The 20,145-nt window shown below is 38.0% G+C and carries 23 protein-coding genes and 2 tRNA genes; 15 read left to right on the top strand and 10 right to left on the bottom strand.

From position 1 onward, the window contains the following. The first annotated feature begins 77 nt into the window (after positions 1-77). A complete protein-coding gene (locus ACI6PS_RS07180; RefSeq protein ID WP_421011872.1) occupies positions 78-488 on the top strand; it encodes a response regulator in 411 nt (136 codons plus the stop codon). Between the two features lie 2 nt (positions 489-490). Here ACI6PS_RS07180 and ACI6PS_RS07175 read toward each other — a convergent pair whose 3' ends face one another. Next, entirely contained in the window at positions 491-1,108 is a 618-nt protein-coding gene (locus tag ACI6PS_RS07175; RefSeq protein WP_421011871.1) for a murein L,D-transpeptidase catalytic domain-containing protein, read from the bottom strand. Positions 1,109-1,269: 161 nt separating this feature from the next. On the opposite strand from ACI6PS_RS07175, the gene ACI6PS_RS07170 reads away from it, so the two are divergent. From ACI6PS_RS07170 to ACI6PS_RS07115, 12 genes are all read left to right on the top strand, one after another. Continuing rightward, positions 1,270-2,226 carry an EamA family transporter gene (locus ACI6PS_RS07170; protein ID WP_421011870.1) on the top strand — a complete coding sequence of 319 codons (957 nt, stop codon included), beginning with the start codon at positions 1,270-1,272 and terminating at the stop codon, positions 2,224-2,226. Positions 2,227-2,303: 77 nt separating this feature from the next. Then, complete coding sequence (locus ACI6PS_RS07165; protein ID WP_421011869.1) at positions 2,304-2,666, top strand: DoxX family membrane protein; 363 nt, start codon at positions 2,304-2,306, stop codon at positions 2,664-2,666. Between the two features lie 41 nt (positions 2,667-2,707). Continuing rightward, positions 2,708-3,424, top strand: coding sequence for an aquaporin Z (gene aqpZ / locus ACI6PS_RS07160; protein WP_421011868.1), 717 nt, complete (start codon positions 2,708-2,710; stop codon positions 3,422-3,424). A gap of 74 nt (positions 3,425-3,498) precedes the next feature. Further along, on the top strand, positions 3,499-4,101 hold the full coding sequence (locus ACI6PS_RS07155) for an alpha-ketoglutarate-dependent dioxygenase AlkB family protein (protein WP_421011867.1): 603 nt from the start codon (positions 3,499-3,501) through the stop codon (positions 4,099-4,101). Positions 4,102-4,190: 89 nt separating this feature from the next. Next, positions 4,191-5,531, top strand: a complete 1,341-nt coding sequence (locus ACI6PS_RS07150; protein ID WP_421011866.1) for a CHASE3 domain-containing protein — start codon at positions 4,191-4,193, stop codon at positions 5,529-5,531. Positions 5,532-5,543: 12 nt separating this feature from the next. Further along, positions 5,544-6,365 carry a sterol desaturase family protein gene (locus ACI6PS_RS07145; protein WP_421011865.1) on the top strand — a complete coding sequence of 274 codons (822 nt, stop codon included), beginning with the start codon at positions 5,544-5,546 and terminating at the stop codon, positions 6,363-6,365. 117 nt (positions 6,366-6,482) lie between these two features. After that, positions 6,483-6,761, top strand: a complete 279-nt coding sequence (locus ACI6PS_RS07140; protein WP_421011864.1) for a DUF2805 domain-containing protein — start codon at positions 6,483-6,485, stop codon at positions 6,759-6,761. A 168-nt stretch (positions 6,762-6,929) separates the two neighbouring features. Then, the gene (locus ACI6PS_RS07135) at positions 6,930-7,226 is read left to right on the top strand and encodes a DUF2089 family protein (RefSeq protein WP_421011863.1); all 297 of its coding nucleotides are present in this window, start codon (positions 6,930-6,932) and stop codon (positions 7,224-7,226) included. Continuing rightward, a complete protein-coding gene (locus ACI6PS_RS07130) occupies positions 7,207-7,794 on the top strand; it encodes a hypothetical protein (protein WP_421011862.1) in 588 nt (195 codons plus the stop codon). Before ACI6PS_RS07135 ends, ACI6PS_RS07130 begins: the two co-directional genes overlap by 20 nt. 6 nt (positions 7,795-7,800) lie before the next feature. After that, a complete protein-coding gene (locus ACI6PS_RS07125) occupies positions 7,801-9,177 on the top strand; it encodes an alpha/beta hydrolase family protein (protein WP_421011861.1) in 1,377 nt (458 codons plus the stop codon). A 179-nt stretch (positions 9,178-9,356) separates the two neighbouring features. Further along, positions 9,357-11,216, top strand: coding sequence for a peptidase M61 (locus ACI6PS_RS07120; RefSeq protein ID WP_421011860.1), 1,860 nt, complete (start codon positions 9,357-9,359; stop codon positions 11,214-11,216). Between the two features lie 233 nt (positions 11,217-11,449). Next, entirely contained in the window at positions 11,450-12,172 is a 723-nt protein-coding gene (locus ACI6PS_RS07115; RefSeq protein ID WP_421011859.1) for a DUF4369 domain-containing protein, read from the top strand. A gap of 117 nt (positions 12,173-12,289) precedes the next feature. Here ACI6PS_RS07115 and ACI6PS_RS07110 read toward each other — a convergent pair. From ACI6PS_RS07110 to idi, 6 genes are all read right to left on the bottom strand, one after another. Then, positions 12,290-12,363, bottom strand: a tRNA-Thr gene (locus ACI6PS_RS07110). 145 nt (positions 12,364-12,508) lie between these two features. Further along, positions 12,509-12,582: transfer RNA gene (locus ACI6PS_RS07105), tRNA-Thr, on the bottom strand. A gap of 76 nt (positions 12,583-12,658) precedes the next feature. Then, a complete protein-coding gene (locus tag ACI6PS_RS07100; protein ID WP_421011858.1) occupies positions 12,659-12,928 on the bottom strand; it encodes a hypothetical protein in 270 nt (89 codons plus the stop codon). A 57-nt stretch (positions 12,929-12,985) separates the two neighbouring features. Further along, positions 12,986-13,954, bottom strand: a complete 969-nt coding sequence (locus tag ACI6PS_RS07095; RefSeq protein ID WP_421011857.1) for a type I phosphomannose isomerase catalytic subunit — start codon at positions 13,952-13,954, stop codon at positions 12,986-12,988. A 235-nt stretch (positions 13,955-14,189) separates the two neighbouring features. After that, positions 14,190-14,600: a 6-pyruvoyl trahydropterin synthase family protein gene (locus tag ACI6PS_RS07090; RefSeq protein WP_421011856.1), complete on the bottom strand. Its 411-nt coding sequence runs from the start codon at positions 14,598-14,600 to the stop codon at positions 14,190-14,192. Positions 14,601-14,603: 3 nt separating this feature from the next. Next, positions 14,604-15,131 (bottom strand): isopentenyl-diphosphate Delta-isomerase, encoded by a 528-nt coding sequence (idi, locus tag ACI6PS_RS07085; protein WP_421011855.1) that lies wholly within the window; start codon positions 15,129-15,131, stop codon positions 14,604-14,606. Between the two features lie 167 nt (positions 15,132-15,298). Here idi and ACI6PS_RS07080 point away from each other — a divergent pair, with 167 nt between their 5' ends. Then, complete coding sequence (locus tag ACI6PS_RS07080; RefSeq protein WP_421011854.1) at positions 15,299-16,087, top strand: hypothetical protein; 789 nt, start codon at positions 15,299-15,301, stop codon at positions 16,085-16,087. Positions 16,088-16,104: 17 nt separating this feature from the next. Here the strand turns inward: ACI6PS_RS07080 and ACI6PS_RS07075 are convergent, their stop codons facing one another. Together ACI6PS_RS07075 and ACI6PS_RS07070 are read right to left on the bottom strand one after the other, a co-directional pair. After that, a complete protein-coding gene (locus ACI6PS_RS07075; RefSeq protein ID WP_421011853.1) occupies positions 16,105-17,664 on the bottom strand; it encodes an NAD(P)/FAD-dependent oxidoreductase in 1,560 nt (519 codons plus the stop codon). Positions 17,665-17,715: 51 nt separating this feature from the next. After that, positions 17,716-18,768 carry a DUF2891 domain-containing protein gene (locus ACI6PS_RS07070; protein ID WP_421011852.1) on the bottom strand — a complete coding sequence of 351 codons (1,053 nt, stop codon included), beginning with the start codon at positions 18,766-18,768 and terminating at the stop codon, positions 17,716-17,718. A gap of 105 nt (positions 18,769-18,873) precedes the next feature. Here ACI6PS_RS07070 and ACI6PS_RS07065 point away from each other — a divergent pair, with 105 nt between their 5' ends. After that, the gene (locus ACI6PS_RS07065) at positions 18,874-19,113 is read left to right on the top strand and encodes a hypothetical protein (RefSeq protein WP_421011851.1); all 240 of its coding nucleotides are present in this window, start codon (positions 18,874-18,876) and stop codon (positions 19,111-19,113) included. Between the two features lie 70 nt (positions 19,114-19,183). Here ACI6PS_RS07065 and ACI6PS_RS07060 read toward each other — a convergent pair. Further along, the coding region (locus ACI6PS_RS07060; RefSeq protein WP_421011850.1) for an RQC domain-containing protein at positions 19,184-20,145 on the bottom strand (962 nt) is incomplete at its 5' end.

The raw sequence follows: 20,145 nt of genomic DNA, 5'->3' as shown, positions 1-20,145 counted from the left end.
TTAATTTTACAAGCCCTATCCAGAAACCTTACCCCTTGATATATCTGGAAGTCTCCTGATATACGAAAAGTATAAAAATGATAAGAACCAATAATTTACATATAGTTATTGCCGAAGATGATACTGACGATACTGAAATAATTCTGGAATCATTTTCCAGACATTCTTCATTTACGAAAATCAGCCTCGTAAAAAACGGTAAGGAACTCATTGATTTCCTCAATAGCGACGAAGAAAAACCTGATGTAATCCTTACGGATATCAACATGCCGGTTGTCAATGGGATTGAGGCTTTGAAAGAAATTTCTAGAAATTCAGAAATGAGCCAAATCATCTCTTTTGCCTATTCGACTTCTATAAACATATTGTATCAAAAAAAATGCTTGCAGTATGGAGCTAAAGCTTTTATCATAAAGCCGGGAGTGATTGGTGAATTCGAAAGAATCCCGTATAAAATCATGGAAGTAATAAACTCTTTACAAACCTAGACCTATTCTATAATCCATAACAAAACTGGTTTTTGCGTTTGCCTTAATTTAGCATCCAATAGCTCCATGAACGCATCTGAAACAGCAGGACAACCCCAGCTCAACGGACTGTATTCTGGGTAGATTTCTTTATTTCCGACAGCTTCCCAAGAGTGCAGTACCACCACTCTTTCAACAGCATTTGAATTGGTAGCTTCCAAACCGTGAAGCCAGTACTTGATTTTGATTCCCCAGGAACTATAATCCCTCTTTCCGATTTTATATTTCCCTTTTGAAGAACAATGGCTGTTGTTCTCGTTGCTGAATTTTACCTTCTCCCATTTTGTTTCATTGGCTTCAAATTTATCACAGCTTCCATGAGTAACCAAGTTGGTATTACTTATTTTATTGGTTTTAAAATCGTAAATAAAAAAACGATCCTTGCCCGAATGTACATTAAAATCAACCAAGAAATAATAGTCCTCATTAAAATTCTGAGCCTTGCAGAATGCTCTTGCTTCTTTATGGAAGTGCTGATAATCCCTCTTTTCTTCAGCTTCAACATCAGATTTTTTTCCATTTATAGTACAGCTCCAAAAAATCAAGACAAAAAGAAGCATCAATTTTTGAATCATCTTCATACAGTTATAAGAATTGGGTAAAAATGTTTTTTGTTCTAACAATAACTTTAATCTTGTTAAAAAAAGTATGTTAAACATCGAAAATATTTAAATTTTTTCAATTTGAAGATGATTAAGAAACAACTAAAGCCTATATTTGCCGGCTTTTTAATTTTGAAAAAATGACAAATAATAATGTTTTAAAGGGAGTTGTTTTAGTAGGTCTTGGCGCTACAAGTTATGGAATGTTGGCTACTTTTGTAAAGATGGCCTATGGAGAAGGCTTTACAACTGCCGAAGTTACTGTATCTCAATTCCTTTTTGGCATCATCGGAATATTGCTCATAAATGCTTTCCAAAGAAAGAAAAACAACAATACAGCTGTTAAGGCATCTCGAAAAAACATCACACAACTGATGGTTGCTGGAACTTCTACCGGACTGACCAGTATTTTTTATTATCTCGCTGTCAAGTTTGATATTCCAGTATCTATTGCAATCGTGCTTTTAATGCAGACAGTCTGGATGGGTGTGCTATTGGAAATGTTTCTGGAGAAAAAACTTCCTTCATTAATCAAGGTTGTGGCCGTTGTAATTGTTTTGATTGGAACTGCCCTTGCTACAAACCTAATGAACTCAGAAGTAAACCTGAATCCGTTGGGAATCTTTTTCGGAATGCTCGCTGCCGCTTCATTTACAACCACAATGTTCACTGCAAACAGTGTGGCAACAGAAATTTCTTCGGCCCAACGAAGCCTATACATGCTCTTGGGAGGCGGAACGATGGTGTTACTTTTTGCCCTAATTACACAAATTCTTCCCAATCAATCCGAAACAATGGCAGATGCCCTGGGTGTTTTTTCAACCGCCCAAGATTTCAATTTTACAATATTCTTAAAATGGGGAATTGTACTTTCACTTTTCGGAACCATAATTCCGCCAATGCTTTTGAATGCTGGTTTTCCACATACGGGAATCGGATTAGGAAGTATTGTTTCTTCACTTGAACTGCCCGTTTCAGTATTGATGGCTTTCTTCCTTTTGAACGAAAAAGTAATCTTGGTTCAATGGATCGGAATCGTGCTCATTATTCTGGCAATAGTCATTATGAATATCCGATTCAAATCGAACAAGGCATAATATTTTTTTTGAAATACAACTTTTAGCCTTTGAATTTTTATATTTTAAAACTACATTAGCTTTTATAAAGTTCGAAAATGATTTTACCGCTTCCTTGGCATCTGTATTTGATGGCCCTGCTATACATACTGGCAGGAGTCAATCATTTTGTAAAGCCTCGAATGTATATAAAAATCATACCTCCTAGTTTCCCAAAACCAGCATTATTGAATAAAATTTCTGGCTTTGCAGAGATTATTTTAGGCATTCTTTTATGCTTACCAGCCTTTACTAAATTTGCTGCTTGTGGAATAATTGTGTTGTTAATCGCAGTGTTCCCAGCCAATTTATATATGTACCAAAACCCAAAAGCGGGTTTTGGACTCCCTAAGTATATGCTCTTCTTAAGGCTACCCCTCCAAGCACTTCTAATGATTTGGGCCTGTTTATATATACGCTAAAATGAAAAATTTAAACCATTTACTGAACAAACACATTCATCATGAAAAAATTATTCGCAGAATTTTTCGGGACCTTTTGGCTCGTTTTCGGAGGTTGCGGAAGTGCTATTTTTGCAGCCGGAATTCCCGACTTAGGAATTGGATTCGCTGGAGTTGCTCTAGCTTTTGGTCTAACTGTATTGACAATGGCCTATGCCGTCGGACATATTTCGGGGGGACATTTTAATCCCGCCGTTTCTTTCGGACTTTGGGCAGGTGGCCGATTTCCCGCTAAGGATCTTTTACCTTATATCGTATCACAAACCATTGGTGCAATAGTCGCTGGTGCCGCTTTGTATTTTATTGCTTCCGGGAACAGCGATTTTATAATCGATAATACCGAGGCAGGAGCATTCGCATCAAATGGATACGGGGAATTCTCTCCAAATGGATATTCCTTGGAAGCCGCCTTTGCGGTTGAGTTTTTACTGACTATGTTTTTCCTTCTGATCATCCTGGGTGCAACAGATAAATTTGCAAACGGAAAATTTGCCGGAATTGCAATAGGATTGGGGCTGACTTTGATTCACCTGATCAGTATTCCCATTACCAATACCTCAGTCAATCCCGCAAGATCAACATCACAAGCCTTGATTGCTTTGGGTGAACCATTGACACAGCTTTGGATGTTTTGGGCTGCACCAATCTCAGGAGCAATTGCAGCAGGATATATCTACAAAACGTTATTACAAAAAAGAGAAACCGCTGAAATAGCCTAGTTTTAATACTTTTTTACACTTCAAAGAGAAAAACTATAACATTGATTTATAGTTTTTCTCTTTATTTTTGTACGATGAATTCTCTTTTTCCTCAGGACAAAATTATTTTCAATTTGCCGGATGCAGATATCAGTTACTATCCGTCTTTTTTTGACGCCGTAGAATCAGATGCCATCTTTAAGGAGCTTTTAATGACAATTCCGTGGCAACAGGATGAAATAAAAGTCTACGGAAAAATGCACCAGCAACCCCGATTGACTGCACTTTATGGAAACGACGGAAAATCCTACTCCTATTCCAATATTACTATGCATCCCCATCCTTGGAACATTTTACTTCAGAAAATAAAATTTAAGGTTGAAGAAATTGTAGAAGCCAACTTTTCAACAGTACTATTGAACCTCTACCGTGACGGGAAAGACAGTAACGGCTGGCATGCCGATGATGAAAAGGAATTAGGACAAAATCCAATTATTGCATCGTTGAGTTTTGGCGCAGAAAGGTATTTCCATTTAAGGCATAAATCCGACAACAATTTAAAACAAAAAATACTGTTGCAAAATGGAAGCCTTTTAATCATGAAAGGCACCACCCAGCACCACTGGTTGCACCAGATCCCCAAAACAGCAAAACCCATTGAACCCCGAATAAACCTGACCTTTAGGATTATCAAATAAAAAGATAAAAGTTAACAGAAATTAAGTAAATTGCTGGAAAACTGTTTTTTACCTCAAAAACCACCCCCTTAGTGAGAACATCAAAAAAAATGACCCTGAGAAATAAAATAGATATTGCGTTTTTTGTCGTGAGTCTCGTTTTTATATTCTTAATCTATTCCACCTACACCAGGGCACAGCTGGTAAAGGAAAACCGGGAAATTATCTACCACACAAGTAGTGTAAACAATATTCTCGAGAAAGTTTTAACCAGCTCTATCGACATTGAAACAGGAACCCGTGGCTATGCCATTACCGGAAAGGAGAACTATCTGGAAGCATTTACAAGTGGCTCCAAGAAAATCGATGTATGGATGGATTCCTTGCGCTCCATGAACGATACAAATCAGGAACAATTAAAAAAATTGGACTCCATTGAGCATCTCATTAATTCAAAGAAGAGAATCAGCCAGCTCACGATTGACACGAGAAAGAATCTCGGTCTGGTCGAAGCCTCAAAACTCGTAGAAATAGGCCGCGGAAAAGAAGTCATGGATTCAATTCGAAAGATTGTAGCCGATTTCCAACAGACACAAATCAACCTGCTTTCGCAGAAATTAATAGAAACAGATGAAAATATAAAAAAGCGAAACTTTGTTTTTCTTGTATTTGTATTTTTGACCGTAGTGATCATCTTTGTCGCTTACAAAGTCATCCGAAAAACAGCCGATAAGACCATTCAAAAAGAAGAAATCCAAGCCGATTTGATTACGGAATTGAGCATACAGAACAATCAAATGAACGATTTTGCGAGCATCACATCACACAACTTACGTTCGCCAGCGGCAAATATCACCTCACTTGTTTCTATGGTAGATGAAAACAGCAAGCTCGAAGACTACAAGAAGATTTTTGAAATGCTCAAGAAAGTGTCCATCAATCTAAATGAAACGCTGAACCATCTATTGGAAATTCTAAGCATCAAAAAGAACAAAATTATTGAAAAGGAAATAATTATATTAGATGAAATTTTTATAAAAACTACTGAAACATTACAGGGTGAAATTTTAATTTCTGAAGCAGAAATAGAGGCCGATTTTAAAACAGCTCCTCAGATTGAATTTCCAAGGATCTACATCGAAAGTATTTTCCACAACCTCATCAGCAATGCCTTAAAATACCGTTCTCCTGACAGAAAACCAAAAATCACGGTAAGAACGGAAGTTAAGGAAAATCAGATTTTGTTGAGTGTTAAAGACAACGGACTCGGAATAGACCTGGTCAAGCACGGCAGCAAGATGTTTGGCATGCATAAGGTTTTCCACAAGCATCCCGATGCAAATGGTATAGGGCTTTTCATGACAAAGGCTCAGATCGAAAGCCTGGGCGGAAAAATAACCGTTAAAAGTGAAGTCGATTCTGGTACCACATTTACAGTAGTATTCAATTAAACTTAATAAATTATGGAGGCAATAATTGATTATTTCACTACAATTCCATCTCTTCACAGAGGTTTGATTCTAGCAGGTGGAATTGCCTTTTTTTGGCTCTTGGAAAGTGTCAAGCCTTTATTTGTGTTTGACTATAAAAAATGGAACCATGCTGGAATAAACATCTTTTTTACCATTACAACCATCATTGTAAACTTTGTAATGGCTTTTATCTTACTGATGGCAGCCCAATGGGCCGTTCAAAATAAATTCGGAGTCCTCCAATGGCTGCCCCAAATCAATATTTGGGTTTTCACCATTATCGGATTATTACTGCTTGATTTGATCGGTGCCTATCTGGCGCATCTCGTACAGCACAGGACCAAATGGATGTGGCGTTTTCACCTCATCCACCACACTGATACTTGGATTGATACTACAACTGCAAACCGTCACCATCCCGGAGAAAGTGTCATTCGCTTTATCTTCACAACCCTCGGAGTTTTGATTGTAGGAAGCCCAATGTGGCTCGTTTTTCTCTACCAATCCATGTCGGTTGTATTTTCGCAGTTCAACCACGCCAATATTTCATTGCCCAAAAAACTCGACACACTCATAAGCTATGTTATTGTTTCGCCCGACATGCATAAAGTGCACCATCATTACGTCCTGCCTTATACCGATTCCAATTACGGTAACATCTTCTCGATTTGGGACCGTCTTTTCGGGACATTTACCACTTTGAAAAACGATCAAATCGTCTATGGTGTTGATACCCACATGAAGCCGGAAGAAAACAACAACCTAAAAAATCTATTGAAAATTCCATTCCAAAAGCCAAAAAAACTTAATTAGTATCATTTTCATTAAAAAAATTTCTTACTCTCGATAAAGTGATTACTTTTTTTACTAATATTGAATTATAATTTTAACCCTAAAAAACAAAAATTTATCTGAATTAATTTTCAAGTAATGAAAAAGAGTAAACGTATCGAATTAACCTGGGAACAAAACGAAAAGCTGATTACTTTGGCTTTGGAAGAAAGAAACCCGTTTGAGATAATCAAGAAAGAATTTGGATTTGCCGAGAAAGAGGTAATCGAAATCATGAAGAAGAAACTCACTGCCGATAAGTTCGAGCTATGGAAAAAGAAAGCCATGGCCAGTAAGCCCAAACCAAAACCACCAAAAATAGATGAATTTGATGATGATCTAGACGGAAAATACTACATCAAAAACAAGTTCGATTAAACCAAAAGCTCCTTTACAGGAGCTTTTTTTATGCGCTTGACAAAAATTAAATAATAGCCATAAATAATAAAACAACATCAAACCAAGATTCAATTTTATTTAAAAAATAATAAACATTATTTATTTTATATTAAATTTTATTTATATTTGACTAAACAATATTCAAGTATGAATCCAAAACTTCCCATTAATTGTCCAAGTTGCGAAAGCCAGCTTGCTGTATCACAACTTGCCTGCGGAAATTGCAAAACCTTGGTTTCGGGAAACTATGCCTTGCCACTCCTACTTCAGATGCCCGAGGAAGAGCAAAACTTTATCCTTCAATTTTTCCTCAGCAGTGGCAGCTTAAAAGAAATGGCTAATCAAATGGGAAAAAGCTACCCAACCGTTAGAAACAAACTAGACGACATCATCGAAAAAATCAACCAACTAAAAACCAAAACCAATGAAAACAATCCTCTTTAATCCTTTCGAGAAATACGACGAAAACAAATTGCTGATTTTCGGATTAGCCTTTACCCTTGTCGGAAGCTACCTTGGCTATGCATTCCAAGGAAGATACGACGGCATCATGGACCTTCATTTTCCAGATGCAGTAGAATTGATACAACCGTTCGTGGACAATCTGGTAAACATCCTTTCACTGACAATACTTTTATTCCTGCTCGGAAAATACATCAATCCAAAAACCCGACTGATAGACATCCTCACAACGGTAATGATTGCAAGGATTCCGATTTATTTGCTGACATTTTCCAATTACCAGAACTACAATTCAGAATTGGGAAAAAAAATACTAACTTCATTTGATGTAAGCAATCCACAAAACGGTCTCAACCTCGAGACCTCTGAAATATTCTTTCTGGCGTTATTCACCGGAGTTACAATCCTATTCATTATATGGTTCGTAATCCTGCTTTTCAACGGTTTCAAGATAGCCAGCAATTCCAGAGGAATAAAAAACAACCTGCTTTTTGCCGGAGCCATCATTTTGGCCGAGATACTTTCTAAAATCATTTTCAACTTGATATAACACACTATGACAAAACTTTTCTCTACTCTTTTGCTATTAGTTTCCCTTGCGTCTTTTTCCCAAGACATAACAGGCCAATGGGTCGGCGGAATCGACATTCAAGGAAACAAGCTGAACCTTATTTTCAATATCGAAAAATCAGGCGAAAGCTATACCGCAACAATGGACAGTCCGGAGCAGAATGTTCAAGGAATACCAATCAACACGGTATCCTTTCAAAAGCCAAATGTAAAGATGACTATTGAAGTAGCTGGGATTGGATACAACGGAACCCTAAATGCTTTCAATGAAATCATCGGGACTTTCAGCCAATCAGGCGCTACTTTTCCACTTAATTTAAGCAGGAAAAAAAAGAAACCACAGGAGCCAACTGAGTTTAATTATTATGTAGAAAATGTAACCTTCCAGAACAAGAAAGACAACATCACTTTAGGCGGAACACTCACCCTTCCGAGCAAGGAAGGTAAATTTCCAGTTGTAGTGCTCATCAGCGGAAGCGGCGCACAAAACAGGGATTCAGAACTTTTAGGACACAAGCCGTTCCTATTGATTGCCGATTATCTGACCAAGAAAGGAATCGGAGTCCTTCGTTTTGACGACCGTGGCGTAGGCGAATCTGGTGGCGACAGGAATACCTCTACAATCAAGGATTTCGCCACTGACGTTTCAGCCGCAGTAGAATACCTGAAAACAAGAAAAGAAACAAACCTGAAGAAGATCGGACTCATCGGCCATAGCGAAGGCGGGGTAATTGCCCCGATGGTTGCCGCAGGCACAAAGGACATCAGTTACATCGTTTTATTGGCTGGAACAGGAATTCCCGGCGACGAACTTCTAATGCAGCAGACCTATCTGATAGGAAAAGCAAGTGGTATGAGCGAAGAAGAACTAAAACAGGCAGCCGATGAAAATACAAAGGTATACAGCATCATCAAGACAGAAAAGAACCCCGACATCGTAAAACAAAAGCTTACCGCCATCGTTCAAGAAAGCTTTGACAAGCTTCCAGCCGATCAAAAACCCTCCCAGGAAGAAATCAATATCGTTATCAACCAGCAAGTAGGCATGGCAACATCACCCTGGTTCCATCATTTTATCACCTACGATCCCGCACTGATCCTAAAAGATGTCAAATGCCCTGTCCTGGTTTTAAACGGAGAAAAGGACGTTCAAGTTCCTTCCAAGGCAAACACCCAGGCCATCAAGAACGCTTTGGAAAAAGGAGGCAACAAAAAAGTAACAGTTGTTGAATTTCCAAACATGAACCATCTTTTTCAAGAATGCACCACTTGTACGATCGATGAATACGAAAAAATAGAACAGACTTTTTCTCCTATCGCTTTAAAGCAAATTTCAGATTGGATAGCAATTCAAGTGAAATAACAATACTATAAAAATATCAAAAAACAAAAAGACGGCTTTAGAGTCGTCTTTTTTATGGTAAATCCTTCCCTATAAATTAACAACTCTATAACTCCCATCACTTTTATAATTAGCGTTCTTTGCATAGTGTAACAAAAAGGTTAAACCGCAGTCTTACATTCAAATCAAATCTAAAAAAGATGAAATTAAGGGTTCTAAACATCAAAATTTTTTATTTCTTGGCAGTAGCAATGTCAATGATAAGCATCAATGCCAATGCACAATCAAAGGAAAAACAAATCCAAGTCGACATCGATTTGAATGTCATCAAAGAGGATAAGGTACTCGTAACCGTTACCCCACCAAAAATTACCAGCAACGAAGTCACCTACCACATCCCCAAAATCATCCCAGGAACTTATTCTGAAGACGATTACGGCAAGTTCATAGACAACCTAAAAGCCTTCGATGCAAAAGGAAATCCGCTTATAGTCGCCAAGATGGAAGAGAACACATGGACCATACGCGACGCAAAAAAACTAAGCAAGATCACCTATCTGGTCAACGATACCTATGATATCGAGGACGAACACGACATCTTCTCTCCCGCAGGAACCAACATCGAGGAAGGCAAGAACTTCATGATCAACACCCACGCTTTCGTAGGCTATTTTTCAGGACTGATAGAACTTCCGTATAAAGTAAACATCACACACCCAGCCACCCTTTGGGGAGCAACCGCAATGATCGATACCAATGCAAGCGACACCAAAGACACCTTCACCACTTCCCGCTATGCCGAATTGGTAGAAAACCCAATAATGTATGCCAAACCAGACTACACAACCTTTACCGTAGACGGAATGGAGATCATCATCGCAGTATATTCTCCAAACGGATTAATCACTGCCCAAAGCATCACGCCTGAGATGAAAACCATGATGACGGCACAAAAGAATTTCCTAGGAAAATTCAATTCCACTAAGAAATATGCTGTCCTTCTTTACCTTTCAGACATCGCCAACAGACCCGATGCAAAAGGTTTCGGAGCCCTAGAGCATCCAACCTCTACAACAGTCGTAATGCCAGAGATGATGCCAAAGGAACAATTGGCAGAACAACTAAAAGACGTCGTTTCACACGAATTCTTCCACATCGTTACACCACTAACCATCCATTCCAAAGAAATCCAAAACTTCGACTACAACAGCCCGAAGATGTCACAGCACCTTTGGATGTACGAAGGCGTAACCGAATATTTCGCTAATTTATTTCAAGTCAACCAAGGCCTGATTACCGAAACCGAATTCTACCAAAGAATGTCAGGAAAAATCGCCAACTCACTCACCATGGACGACACCATGCCATTCACCAAGATGAGCGCCGAAGTGTTGAAGAAACCCTATAAAGACCAATACCTAAACGTATACGAAAAAGGAGCCCTGATCGCCATGTGCATCGACATCGAAATACGCGAAAGAAGCAACGGACAACGTGGCATCTTAGACCTAATGCAAAAATTGTCACAAGAATACGGAACCAAGAAAGCCTTCGACGACAAGGACCTCTTTGCCAAAATTACACAACTCACCTATCCAGAAGTAGGACAATTCCTCAACACCTATGTTGCCGGACCAACACCAATTCCGTATGAGAAATACTTCGCCAAGATGGGCGTAACAAAAGGAACAATGGAAGTGCCTACAAACATCTTCATCCACAACCAGGCACCCGTCCTAACCGTTATGGATCCTACAACAAAAGAACTCATCATCATACCTGGAGCTGAATTAAACGAGTTCATGAACACAATCGGCATCAAAGCCGGCGACGTTCTGCTCGAAGTAAACCAAGTAAAATACAACCTCGACAACGTAAACGACCTCATCATGATGAGCATGGGTCTAAAAGACGGCGACCCAATCTCCTTCAAAGTAAAACGCGACGGAAAAGAGCTTATCCTAAAAGGAACCACAAAAATCCCAACAGAACATGCCGAAGGATACCAAGCAACAGATGCATCAAAAGCAAAACTAAAAGAAGCTTGGCTAAAAGGATAAGGAGCGAATCGTTAGGGCATTTTCATCCCGAAGCTTCGGGACATATTCCTGCTGGATGCAATATCTTTTGTTCTGAACACCAGAACAAAAGGATATTTGCAACCATCAGGGCTAAAAGGAAAACCATAAAACCCACAAGACGCAGAAAAGAATCATATTAATCCCCAATTTAAAATCTAAATTGGGGATTTTTTTATTATTTTGCCACACGTAAAAAAACAATCAAAATCAATATGAAAAACGCAGTCATTGCACTCTTCTCTGTACTCCTCATCACAAGCTGTAGCAAAAAAGAAGCCGACAAAAACCTTCACATAACAGGAAACATCAAAGGATTGCAGGAAGGAAAACTATACCTTCAAAAAATTGTAGACACAAACCTTGTCGCCATCGACTCAGTAATTCTCGACGGAAAATCCACTTTCGAGTGGCACCTCGACATCGAATCTCCAGAAATGTTCTACCTCTTCCTGGACCGAGGCGTAACCAACTCCGTAGACAGCAACCTCCCTATCTTTGCAGAACCAGGAACCATCAACATCGAAACCGATTTAAAACGTTTCTTCGCCGATGCCAAGATTACAGGTTCTGAAAACCATAAACGCTACGAAGACTTCAAAAAAGTAAATACAGGATTTATAAACAGAAACCTCGAACTCTCAAAAGAACGTTTTGATGCCATACGCTTCAACCGCCCTGCAGATATTCCAGCTATTGAAGAAAAGATAGCAAACAATCTAAAGAGAAAATACCTTTATGCCATTAACTTTGCCATCACAAACAAAGATTTCGATGTGGCACCTTTCATCGCATTATCCGAGATCAGTAATGCCAACGTGAAGTATCTCGACACGATCAACAATTCATTGCCTGAGAAAATAGCAAAAGCAAAATACGGCAAGCTACTTTCCAAACATATTGAAGACACAAAAAAATTGGAAGCCAATAACCAATAAGAATCAATATAAAACACAAAAAACCATTCGCCTCAACGGATGGTTTTTTTATACCCTAATTTTAGAAAACACTATAAACCAAAAAACCACCACATTACTGTGATGGTTTTTTTATTGAGCCGGCGGAGGGACTCGAACCCACGACCTGCTGATTACAAATCAGCTGCTCTAGCCAACTGAGCTACGCTGGCGACTTCAATACGGGTGCAAATATAAGACTGTATTTTTATTTTCCAAAAAAAAATGATTGATATTTTAGCCATAACATACAAAGTATAGCAGACAAATATCCTAAAACCAAAAAACCACCACATTACTGTGATGGTTTTTTTATTGAGCCGGCGGAGGGACTCGAACCCACGACCTGCTGATTACAAATCAGCTGCTCTAGCCAACTGAGCTACGCTGGCGACTTCAATACGGGTGCAAATATAAGCTTGAAATTTAATTTTCCAAACTAAATTGGCACTTTTTTATTGATTTTTTTTATTGAAAATCATTGATTTTAGTAACCAATTGATTCGCAACTTGTTCTAATTCCACATTTATTTGTTTGAAGTGTGCTTTTTTGTTTTCAACGTTTTTAGCGTTCACTTTTGCAATCAAACCATCAAAAGCAGCAATCGCTTCGTCAATCAATGCATTCGTTTCAGCAGTTGGTTGTCCTGTACTTGTAAGTTCATATAAGTAAACCGCTTCAATAATATCTCCTAAAACGTAGTTGATGTCTTTCTTTAAATTCTTAATGTTTGCCATTTTATTTTTAATTTTAATTTGCGCTTGCAAAAGTACACATATTCTTCTTATAACCCACTATGAAATGTAAATTTCTAAAATTGAAGCATTTCCGCTGATTTTAAACATGTTCATCCCTGCTGGAATCAAAACAGTGGCCCCTTTTTCGTAAGTGAATTTTTCATTGTAATATTCAATTTCAAAATATCCTTCCACACACATATAAACTGTAAAAGACTCAAATGTTTTATCAATTTCTATTGTACCTTGAAGCGGAAGCAAGTTGGTTGTAAAATACGGACAATCAACTACATCATTGAACACATTTTCTTGGGTTTTGTATTTTTTTTGAGTTTCTACAACATCATAATTGATGGCATCCAAAGCCAAATCTACGTGCAATTCCCTAGTGTTCCCGGCAGCATCTACCCTGTCAAAATCATAGATTCTATAGGTGATATCAGAAGTTTGCTGAATTTCCGCCAACAAAACTCCGGCTCCGATGGCATGAACGGTTCCGGTTTCTAAAAAGAAAACATCTCCCGCTTTTGTTGGAACTTGTTCCAAAATCGAAAGCAGATTTTTATTCTTTAAACTTTCAAGGTATTCTTCCTGATTGGATTTTTCTTTGAAACCTACAATGATTCTTGAGCCTGGGTCGGCTTGCATGATGTACCACATTTCTGTCTTACCGAAAGAATTGTGGCGCTCTTTAGCCAATTCATCATTTGGATGGACTTGTATCGAAAGATCTTCCCTGGCATCGATGAATTTGAATAGCAATGGGAATTGTTTTCCGAAACGTTTATGCACTTCTGTTCCCAAAACTTCATCGGGATATTTGTCGATGAATGCTTGTAATGAGATGCCTTTATGTTCGCCATTTGAAATGATACTCACATCGCCCGGAACTGTAGAAAGTTCCCAACTTTCGCCTGTGATTTTTGAAGTGATGTCTTTATGTAAAACTGTTTTTAATTTTTCGCCTCCCCAGATTCTTTCTTTCAAAATTGGGTTGAACTGTAGTGGATATAATGATGCGTTCATAGTGAGTTTTGTTTCTACAAAGTTGGGAAATTACTGCCTTTTTTCATTACACTATTTTGTCAATTGTTTACACTAATTCGCATTTTTGGTACTGAAGATTCAAAAAGTATATGGATTTTCATATAGCCCCGATGCTGCAATTGTTTGAGCTCTTAAAACTGTGACCAACAGTTTTAAAGCGAGTTGCTGCAGCGGGAAAATGGTTTCCAAAAATACCCAAGCGTTTCGCTCCTAGTTATTCTCCGCGATAGGTAACGAAATTTCTTGGTGTTTCGTAAAGCACCACTTCCAAATCGAAATCGGTATTGATTTTTTTACGGAGCTTGTTCCAGATTACCACCACGATATTTTCGGCAGTGGGGTTTAGATTTTCGAATTCTGGAACATCAAGATTTAGATTTTTATGGTCGAATGGCACTTCGACTTCTGAATAAATCAAATCACTCAAATCTTTTATATCCATCACATAACCGGTTTCCTCATCAATTTTTCCGGTCACACTAACGGTCAGGTCATAATTATGACCGTGAAAGTTGGGACTGTTGCATTTTCCGAAAACGGCATCGTTCTTTTCAAACGACCAATCTTTTCTGTACAATCGGTGTGCGGCATTGAAATGGGCTTTTCTGGAGATAGTGACTTTCATAGCTTATAATTTGTGATCCTCAAGGTAGTGATAAAATTCGTCAAAAATAATCTTGAACCAAACCGTATAGATTTCGGGATGAAGTTGCATGTCGTTTTTTACGTCTTCGATGCACATCCATTTCCAACTTTCGACCTCTTCTGGATTGATTTCTGGAGCTTCATTGTAGTACCCAATCATAACGTGGTCGAGTTCATGCTCGGTCAAACCATTATCGAAAGGCGCTTTATAAATAAAATGAAAAAGTTCTTTCAACTCAGTTTTGAAACCCATTTCTTCAAACAAACGGCGGGTTCCGGCTTGGATATTGGTTTCGCCTTCGCGCTGGTGACTGCAACAAGTATTGGTCCACAATAATGGAGAATGATATTTATGCGAGGCTCTTTGCTGGAGCATTATTTCGTTTTTTTCGTTAAGGATAAAAACAGAAAAGGCACGGTGCAATACCGCTTTCTCGTGTGCTTCAAGTTTTGGCATCAAACCAATTTGCTCGTCATTTTCGTTTACTAATATTACTTTTTCTTTGGTCATTTAAGTGGGTATAGCTCGCTCAAAGGTACTAAAAACTTAGCTTTTTCCGAATGAATTTTAGATTTTCGGAAAGTTTAACGAGTGTTCAACATAGAATGATTAATCTTTTTTAGCTTACTTTATATAAATTAAAATTTAATTTTGCGTACTAAATAAACTAAAAAAAAATGAAACTTAAATTTCTTCTTATTATCCTTTTTGTAAGTTTTAATTGCAATGCTAAGTACATGTTTGGAACAATAACATTCAAAGATGGCCGAGTTCAAGAAGGATTCATAAAATCATTCATGGAAAAGGATATTATTGATCTTAACCTTTCGTCAAAGATTGAAAAGAAGTTCAACATGGATGATGAAACTATAAAATTTAAGCTAACTGAAAATGGAGAATCAATAAGCTACAAAATTACCGATATAAAGGAAGTACGTTTTGATTACACAGATGGTACAAGGGCAATATATGTTCCCTTGTCTATAAAAACGTTTAATAAAAAAGGAGAGATTATAGATTTAAAGATGATTCTTTGGCTCCCTTTGGTCAAAAGAGGCAAAATTAATTTATATGGCTTTCAGTATTTTGTACGCCACAAAGGTGTTATGGGTACTATTCACCACTCACGATTTTATTTTCAAAATCAAAATGATGAATTCGCCATTTTACCTTACGAGAAAACGACCATTTTCAACAGAAAAGCAAACAATAGAATTCAAACTGCATTTTATCATTATTTATTTAGCTCTTGTCCTGAATTTTATGAAAGTAATACTGAAAGATTTAGAAAGGTTATTTATAATGATTTTACAATGGAAGAAAAAAAAGAGCGATTCAGATCGGAAGCCCAACATTATAATTATTATCAAAACTCAAACAACTACAGGACAATAGACAATGCATTAAAAATTGCCTATAATGACATTTCCATTTTTATGGACGAATTTATTGAGTCTTGCAATTAATTTACGATTCAAACAACTCAGTTCAAGCTTTCCCCAATCTTCAAGGCACATTTTTCACCATCAATTGCGGCAGAAATAATTCCACCAGCATAACCCGCACCTTCTGCACAAGGATACAGTCCCTTGATTTGAACATGCTCCAATGAAAATGGGTCTCTTGGAATTCGGACAGGTGATGAAGTTCTCGATTCTGGAGCGTGAAGTATGGCTTCGTTGGTATGGTAACCTCGCATGGATTTGCCAAATTCAGTAAATCCTTGACGTAAAATCTGAGTAAGAAATCCCGGAAAAACTTGCCCTAATTCCACAGAAGTTGTTCCTGGAACGTAAGATGTTTTTGGAATATCAGCCGAAAATTTTGTCTGTGTAAAATCGACCATTCGTTGAGCGGGAACTCTTTGGGTTTGTCCTGCAAGATGCCACGCTTTCTGTTCGATGCTTTTTTGGAATTCCATTCCGGCCAAGGCTCCGAATTTTGCAAAGGGTTTGAAATCTTCCAGCTTCAACTCCACTACAATTCCTGAATTGGCAGTAACTTGGTCTCTTTTTGACGGCGACCATCCATTGGTTACCACTTCACCCGGACTTGTCGCACAAGGAGCAATTACTCCACCAGGACACATACAAAAGGAATACATCCCACGTCCATTTACTTGCTTGACGATGGAATAAGGCGCTGGAGGAAGATATTCTCCTCGATAATCACACGAATATTGTATCTTATCAATCAGTTCTTGAGGATGCTCCGCTCGGACTCCCAAAGCAAATGGCTTGGCTTCTATGAATATTTTTTTTCTATCCAATAATTCAAAGATATCTCGGGCAGAATGTCCAGTGGCAAGTATTAATTTGCTGGCATTGATGGTTTCACCTTTTTGAGTGACAACACCTTGAACTTCATTATTCTTTATGAGAATATCAACGACTCGGGTTTCAAACAAAACCTGACCACCAAATTCAATGATTTTCTCCCGAATGGATTTTATGATTTTGGGTAATTTATTGGTTCCGATATGAGGATGAGCTTCTATCAAGATATCTTCGGAAGCTCCGAAAGCCACGAAAAGTTCGAGAATCCTGTCCACATCTCCACGTTTTTTAGAACGGGTATATAATTTTCCATCAGAATAAGTTCCTGCCCCACCTTCGCCATAGCAATAATTAGAATCTTCATCAACAATATGGTCGCGGTTGATGGCTTTCAAGTCGCGTCGTCGTTCCTGAACATCTTTTCCGCGTTCGAGTACAATTGGCTTTAAGCCTAACTCTATTAACTGAAGGGCTGCGAAAAGTCCGGCAGGTCCGGCTCCAACCACCAATACTTCTTGGGCTTTGGAAACATCTTTATAATCGGGTAGCTCAATTTTGCGCTGTACAATTTCTTCTCCTTGGAAGAAAATCAAAACTTTGAGATTGATTTTGATAGCTTTTTGTCGTGCATCAATTGAGCGTTTCAGAATCGTGATGTGCTGGATTTCCTTGACAGAAGTCTGAATTAATTTCCCAATATGTTCCTTCAGCAATTGTTCGTTAACAGCTACTTCGGGTGAAACTTGAATAAGGAATTCTTTTGACATAGTGGAATTTTTGGCAAAAATAAGGATTTGAAATCATAAAACAGCATATCGCTATTTTCTAACCTCATAAGCTCGTAAAGCAAACGATGCCAACCAATGTTCCCCTTCATAATTTCCATCCACAACCGAAGGCAACGAAAAATTCAAATGTGTATCCGCCAATGGCTTCAAGTGTGAAAATTGTTTTGGATATTGATTGATTAGAAAATATAAATTCCAGGCCCGACTGAAATTCAATCCGTCGAGATGCACCAAATGGCCATCGGTTCTATCGGAAACTTTGGCAACTTCCCACGAAAATTTCTTGTCGAAAAGCGAAGGAGCAAATTTTCGCAACCAATTTAAAAATTCCTTTTCAGGCAAAACTCTCTTCATGATTCCGATTTCTTCCATACAGGGAGAAAGGAAATCGGTTCCGCTTGGCTCCCAATTGAACGGACAATTTTCATCGTTTTGAAACAATCGAACAGCGTTTTCTTTTATACTTTTCTGAAATGGAATATTTTTGGAATAGACAGCATAATCCCAAGCAAATGTCAATCCGAATGCGGTATTGGAATGGGTTCCCACACGAATTGGATATAATAATTTTGGCAAGAATTCAATGTACCTTTCTATGACCAAATCCGATAACGGCTTTAAATTTTGAGCCAATTCTTTTGCAAAAGGCTCGTTTGAAGTTTCCAGTTCCAACTGCAATTTCAATAACCAAACCCAGCCATACGTCCTTTCGAACGACTTTTCGTGTGCTTTGGAGAGATAGGCTACTTCAACTTGAATATTTTCCTTTGAAAGATTGATTTTCAGTTTATCGATGATTTCCTTTTTCTTGTCAAGATTGGGATAATGATTCAACAGATACACCAAACTCCAATGTCCGTGAACCGAAGAATGCCAATCGAAACAGCCGTAAAAAGCCGGATGAAGCGATTTTGGAGATTGGATTTCAGAACTGTCAATCAATAATTGACTTAATTTATTCGGATATTCCTGCTGAAGACATTTCACAGGTAATGTTGCCAAATGATTGGCTTTTTCGAGCGTAAGTTCCTGAGAAAAAACAACAGAAGAAAAAAGAAACAAAGTATAGCGAAGGTATTTCATAGAAAAATATTTACTTCCAAAAATAGTAAAAGCAAATCTTTAAATCCTTCTATCCTTAAATCTTTTAGTCTTTCAATTCAATATCTTTGCAAAAAAAACAAAACAATGTCCAGACAAATAAAACTGATTTGGGATTTCCGTGGACCAGCTTCCGCAAAAACCGCAGAGCACCACGAAATTCACCTTAAAGAATATATCCAGATTGAAAAACTCCCCTTAAATATTACAGGTTTTGAAGTTTTCAACGAAATGCATGCCATCGCATTTATGGTAGTGACCGATGATTTTATGATTCCGGTTCGAGATGCTTTAAAACCACATCGCGGAGAACTTTATGAGCCATAAAATAAAAAATCGAAAGTCTGAAAGGCAAACATACTTTCAGACTTTCGACTTTTAAACTTTTGACTTGAAATTAATTCGCCACTTCACTGATAAACTTAATACGCATCAATCGAAGTTCTTCGGTATCATAATCGCCGTCAAATTCCTTCAAGGCATTCTTAATATTATCCGATTCGGCTTCCATAAAATAATCGAAGATTTCTTCCTGCTGATCATCATCAAGAATATCATCTATCCAATACTTAATGTTCAGCTTGGTACCAGAATAGACAATCATCTCCATTTCCTTTAACAAGGCATCCATATCCAAGCCTTTGGCAGAAGCAATATCTTTCAAGGATAATTTTCTATCAATGTTTTGAATGATGTATAATTTATTGGCAGAATTGGCTCCGGTAGATTTTACCACCAAATCGTCAGGTCGGATGATGTCATTATCTTCCACATAACGATTGATCAATTCCGCAAAATCTTTACCGTATTTCTTGGCTTTTCCTTCACCAACTCCGTGAATATTCCCTAATTCTGATATCGAAATGGGATATTTCAAGGCCATATCTTCCAACGATGGGTCTTGGAAAACAACAAACGGCGGAACTCCCAATTTCTTGGCCACTTTTTTACGCAAATCCTTTAACATCCCCATCAAAACCTCATCGGCAGTACCAGATGATTTTGAAGCAGTTACAATGGCTTCGTCTTCAGTTTCATTATATTCATGGTCTTCTGACATCATAAACGAAGTAGGGTTTTGGATAAAATCCAAACCTTTGTCCGTTATCTTTAAAATGCCATACGTTTCAATATCTTTTGATAAATAGCCTTCTACAAGCACCTGGCGGATCAATGCCATCCAATGCCTTTCTTCGAAAGAAGCACCTGAGCCAAAAAACGACTGCGAATCGGTTCTATGTGCTTTTATAGTCGCGTTTACTTTGCCAATTAAGGTATAAACAATTTCTTTTGATTTGTACAAATGCTTGGTATCGCGAACCACTTGGAGCAATTTAACCACTTGGTCTTTGGCTTCAA

The organism is Flavobacterium sp. PLA-1-15 (assembly GCF_049060005.1).
Lineage (GTDB): Bacteria > Bacteroidota > Bacteroidia > Flavobacteriales > Flavobacteriaceae > Flavobacterium.
Note: the sequence above shows the minus strand (reverse complement) of the source record. Positions and strands in the feature narration are given on the sequence as shown.

Excerpts from the sequence above, each read along its gene's own strand:
- ACI6PS_RS07150 (WP_421011866.1), top strand. The coding sequence starts at position 4,191 with ATGACCCTGAGAAATAAAATAGATATTGCGTTTTTTGTCGTGAGTCTC.
- ACI6PS_RS07065 (WP_421011851.1), top strand. The coding sequence starts at position 18,874 with ATGTCCAGACAAATAAAACTGATTTGGGATTTCCGTGGACCAGCTTCC.
- ACI6PS_RS07075 (WP_421011853.1), bottom strand. The coding sequence starts at position 17,664 with ATGTCAAAAGAATTCCTTATTCAAGTTTCACCCGAAGTAGCTGTTAAC.
- ACI6PS_RS07140 (WP_421011864.1), top strand. The coding sequence starts at position 6,483 with ATGAAAAAGAGTAAACGTATCGAATTAACCTGGGAACAAAACGAAAAG.
- idi (WP_421011855.1), bottom strand. The coding sequence starts at position 15,131 with ATGACCAAAGAAAAAGTAATATTAGTAAACGAAAATGACGAGCAAATT.
- ACI6PS_RS07095 (WP_421011857.1), bottom strand. The coding sequence starts at position 13,954 with ATGAACGCATCATTATATCCACTACAGTTCAACCCAATTTTGAAAGAA.
- ACI6PS_RS07080 (WP_421011854.1), top strand. The coding sequence starts at position 15,299 with ATGAAACTTAAATTTCTTCTTATTATCCTTTTTGTAAGTTTTAATTGC.
- ACI6PS_RS07125 (WP_421011861.1), top strand. The coding sequence starts at position 7,801 with ATGACAAAACTTTTCTCTACTCTTTTGCTATTAGTTTCCCTTGCGTCT.
- ACI6PS_RS07070 (WP_421011852.1), bottom strand. The coding sequence starts at position 18,768 with ATGAAATACCTTCGCTATACTTTGTTTCTTTTTTCTTCTGTTGTTTTT.
- ACI6PS_RS07180 (WP_421011872.1), top strand. The coding sequence starts at position 78 with ATGATAAGAACCAATAATTTACATATAGTTATTGCCGAAGATGATACT.
- ACI6PS_RS07100 (WP_421011858.1), bottom strand. The coding sequence starts at position 12,928 with ATGGCAAACATTAAGAATTTAAAGAAAGACATCAACTACGTTTTAGGA.
- ACI6PS_RS07120 (WP_421011860.1), top strand. The coding sequence starts at position 9,357 with ATGAAATTAAGGGTTCTAAACATCAAAATTTTTTATTTCTTGGCAGTA.
- aqpZ (WP_421011868.1), top strand. The coding sequence starts at position 2,708 with ATGAAAAAATTATTCGCAGAATTTTTCGGGACCTTTTGGCTCGTTTTC.
- ACI6PS_RS07170 (WP_421011870.1), top strand. The coding sequence starts at position 1,270 with ATGACAAATAATAATGTTTTAAAGGGAGTTGTTTTAGTAGGTCTTGGC.
- ACI6PS_RS07145 (WP_421011865.1), top strand. The coding sequence starts at position 5,544 with ATGGAGGCAATAATTGATTATTTCACTACAATTCCATCTCTTCACAGA.
- ACI6PS_RS07115 (WP_421011859.1), top strand. The coding sequence starts at position 11,450 with ATGAAAAACGCAGTCATTGCACTCTTCTCTGTACTCCTCATCACAAGC.
- ACI6PS_RS07155 (WP_421011867.1), top strand. The coding sequence starts at position 3,499 with ATGAATTCTCTTTTTCCTCAGGACAAAATTATTTTCAATTTGCCGGAT.
- ACI6PS_RS07130 (WP_421011862.1), top strand. The coding sequence starts at position 7,207 with ATGAAAACAATCCTCTTTAATCCTTTCGAGAAATACGACGAAAACAAA.
- ACI6PS_RS07165 (WP_421011869.1), top strand. The coding sequence starts at position 2,304 with ATGATTTTACCGCTTCCTTGGCATCTGTATTTGATGGCCCTGCTATAC.
- ACI6PS_RS07175 (WP_421011871.1), bottom strand. The coding sequence starts at position 1,108 with ATGAAGATGATTCAAAAATTGATGCTTCTTTTTGTCTTGATTTTTTGG.
- ACI6PS_RS07135 (WP_421011863.1), top strand. The coding sequence starts at position 6,930 with ATGAATCCAAAACTTCCCATTAATTGTCCAAGTTGCGAAAGCCAGCTT.
- ACI6PS_RS07090 (WP_421011856.1), bottom strand. The coding sequence starts at position 14,600 with ATGAAAGTCACTATCTCCAGAAAAGCCCATTTCAATGCCGCACACCGA.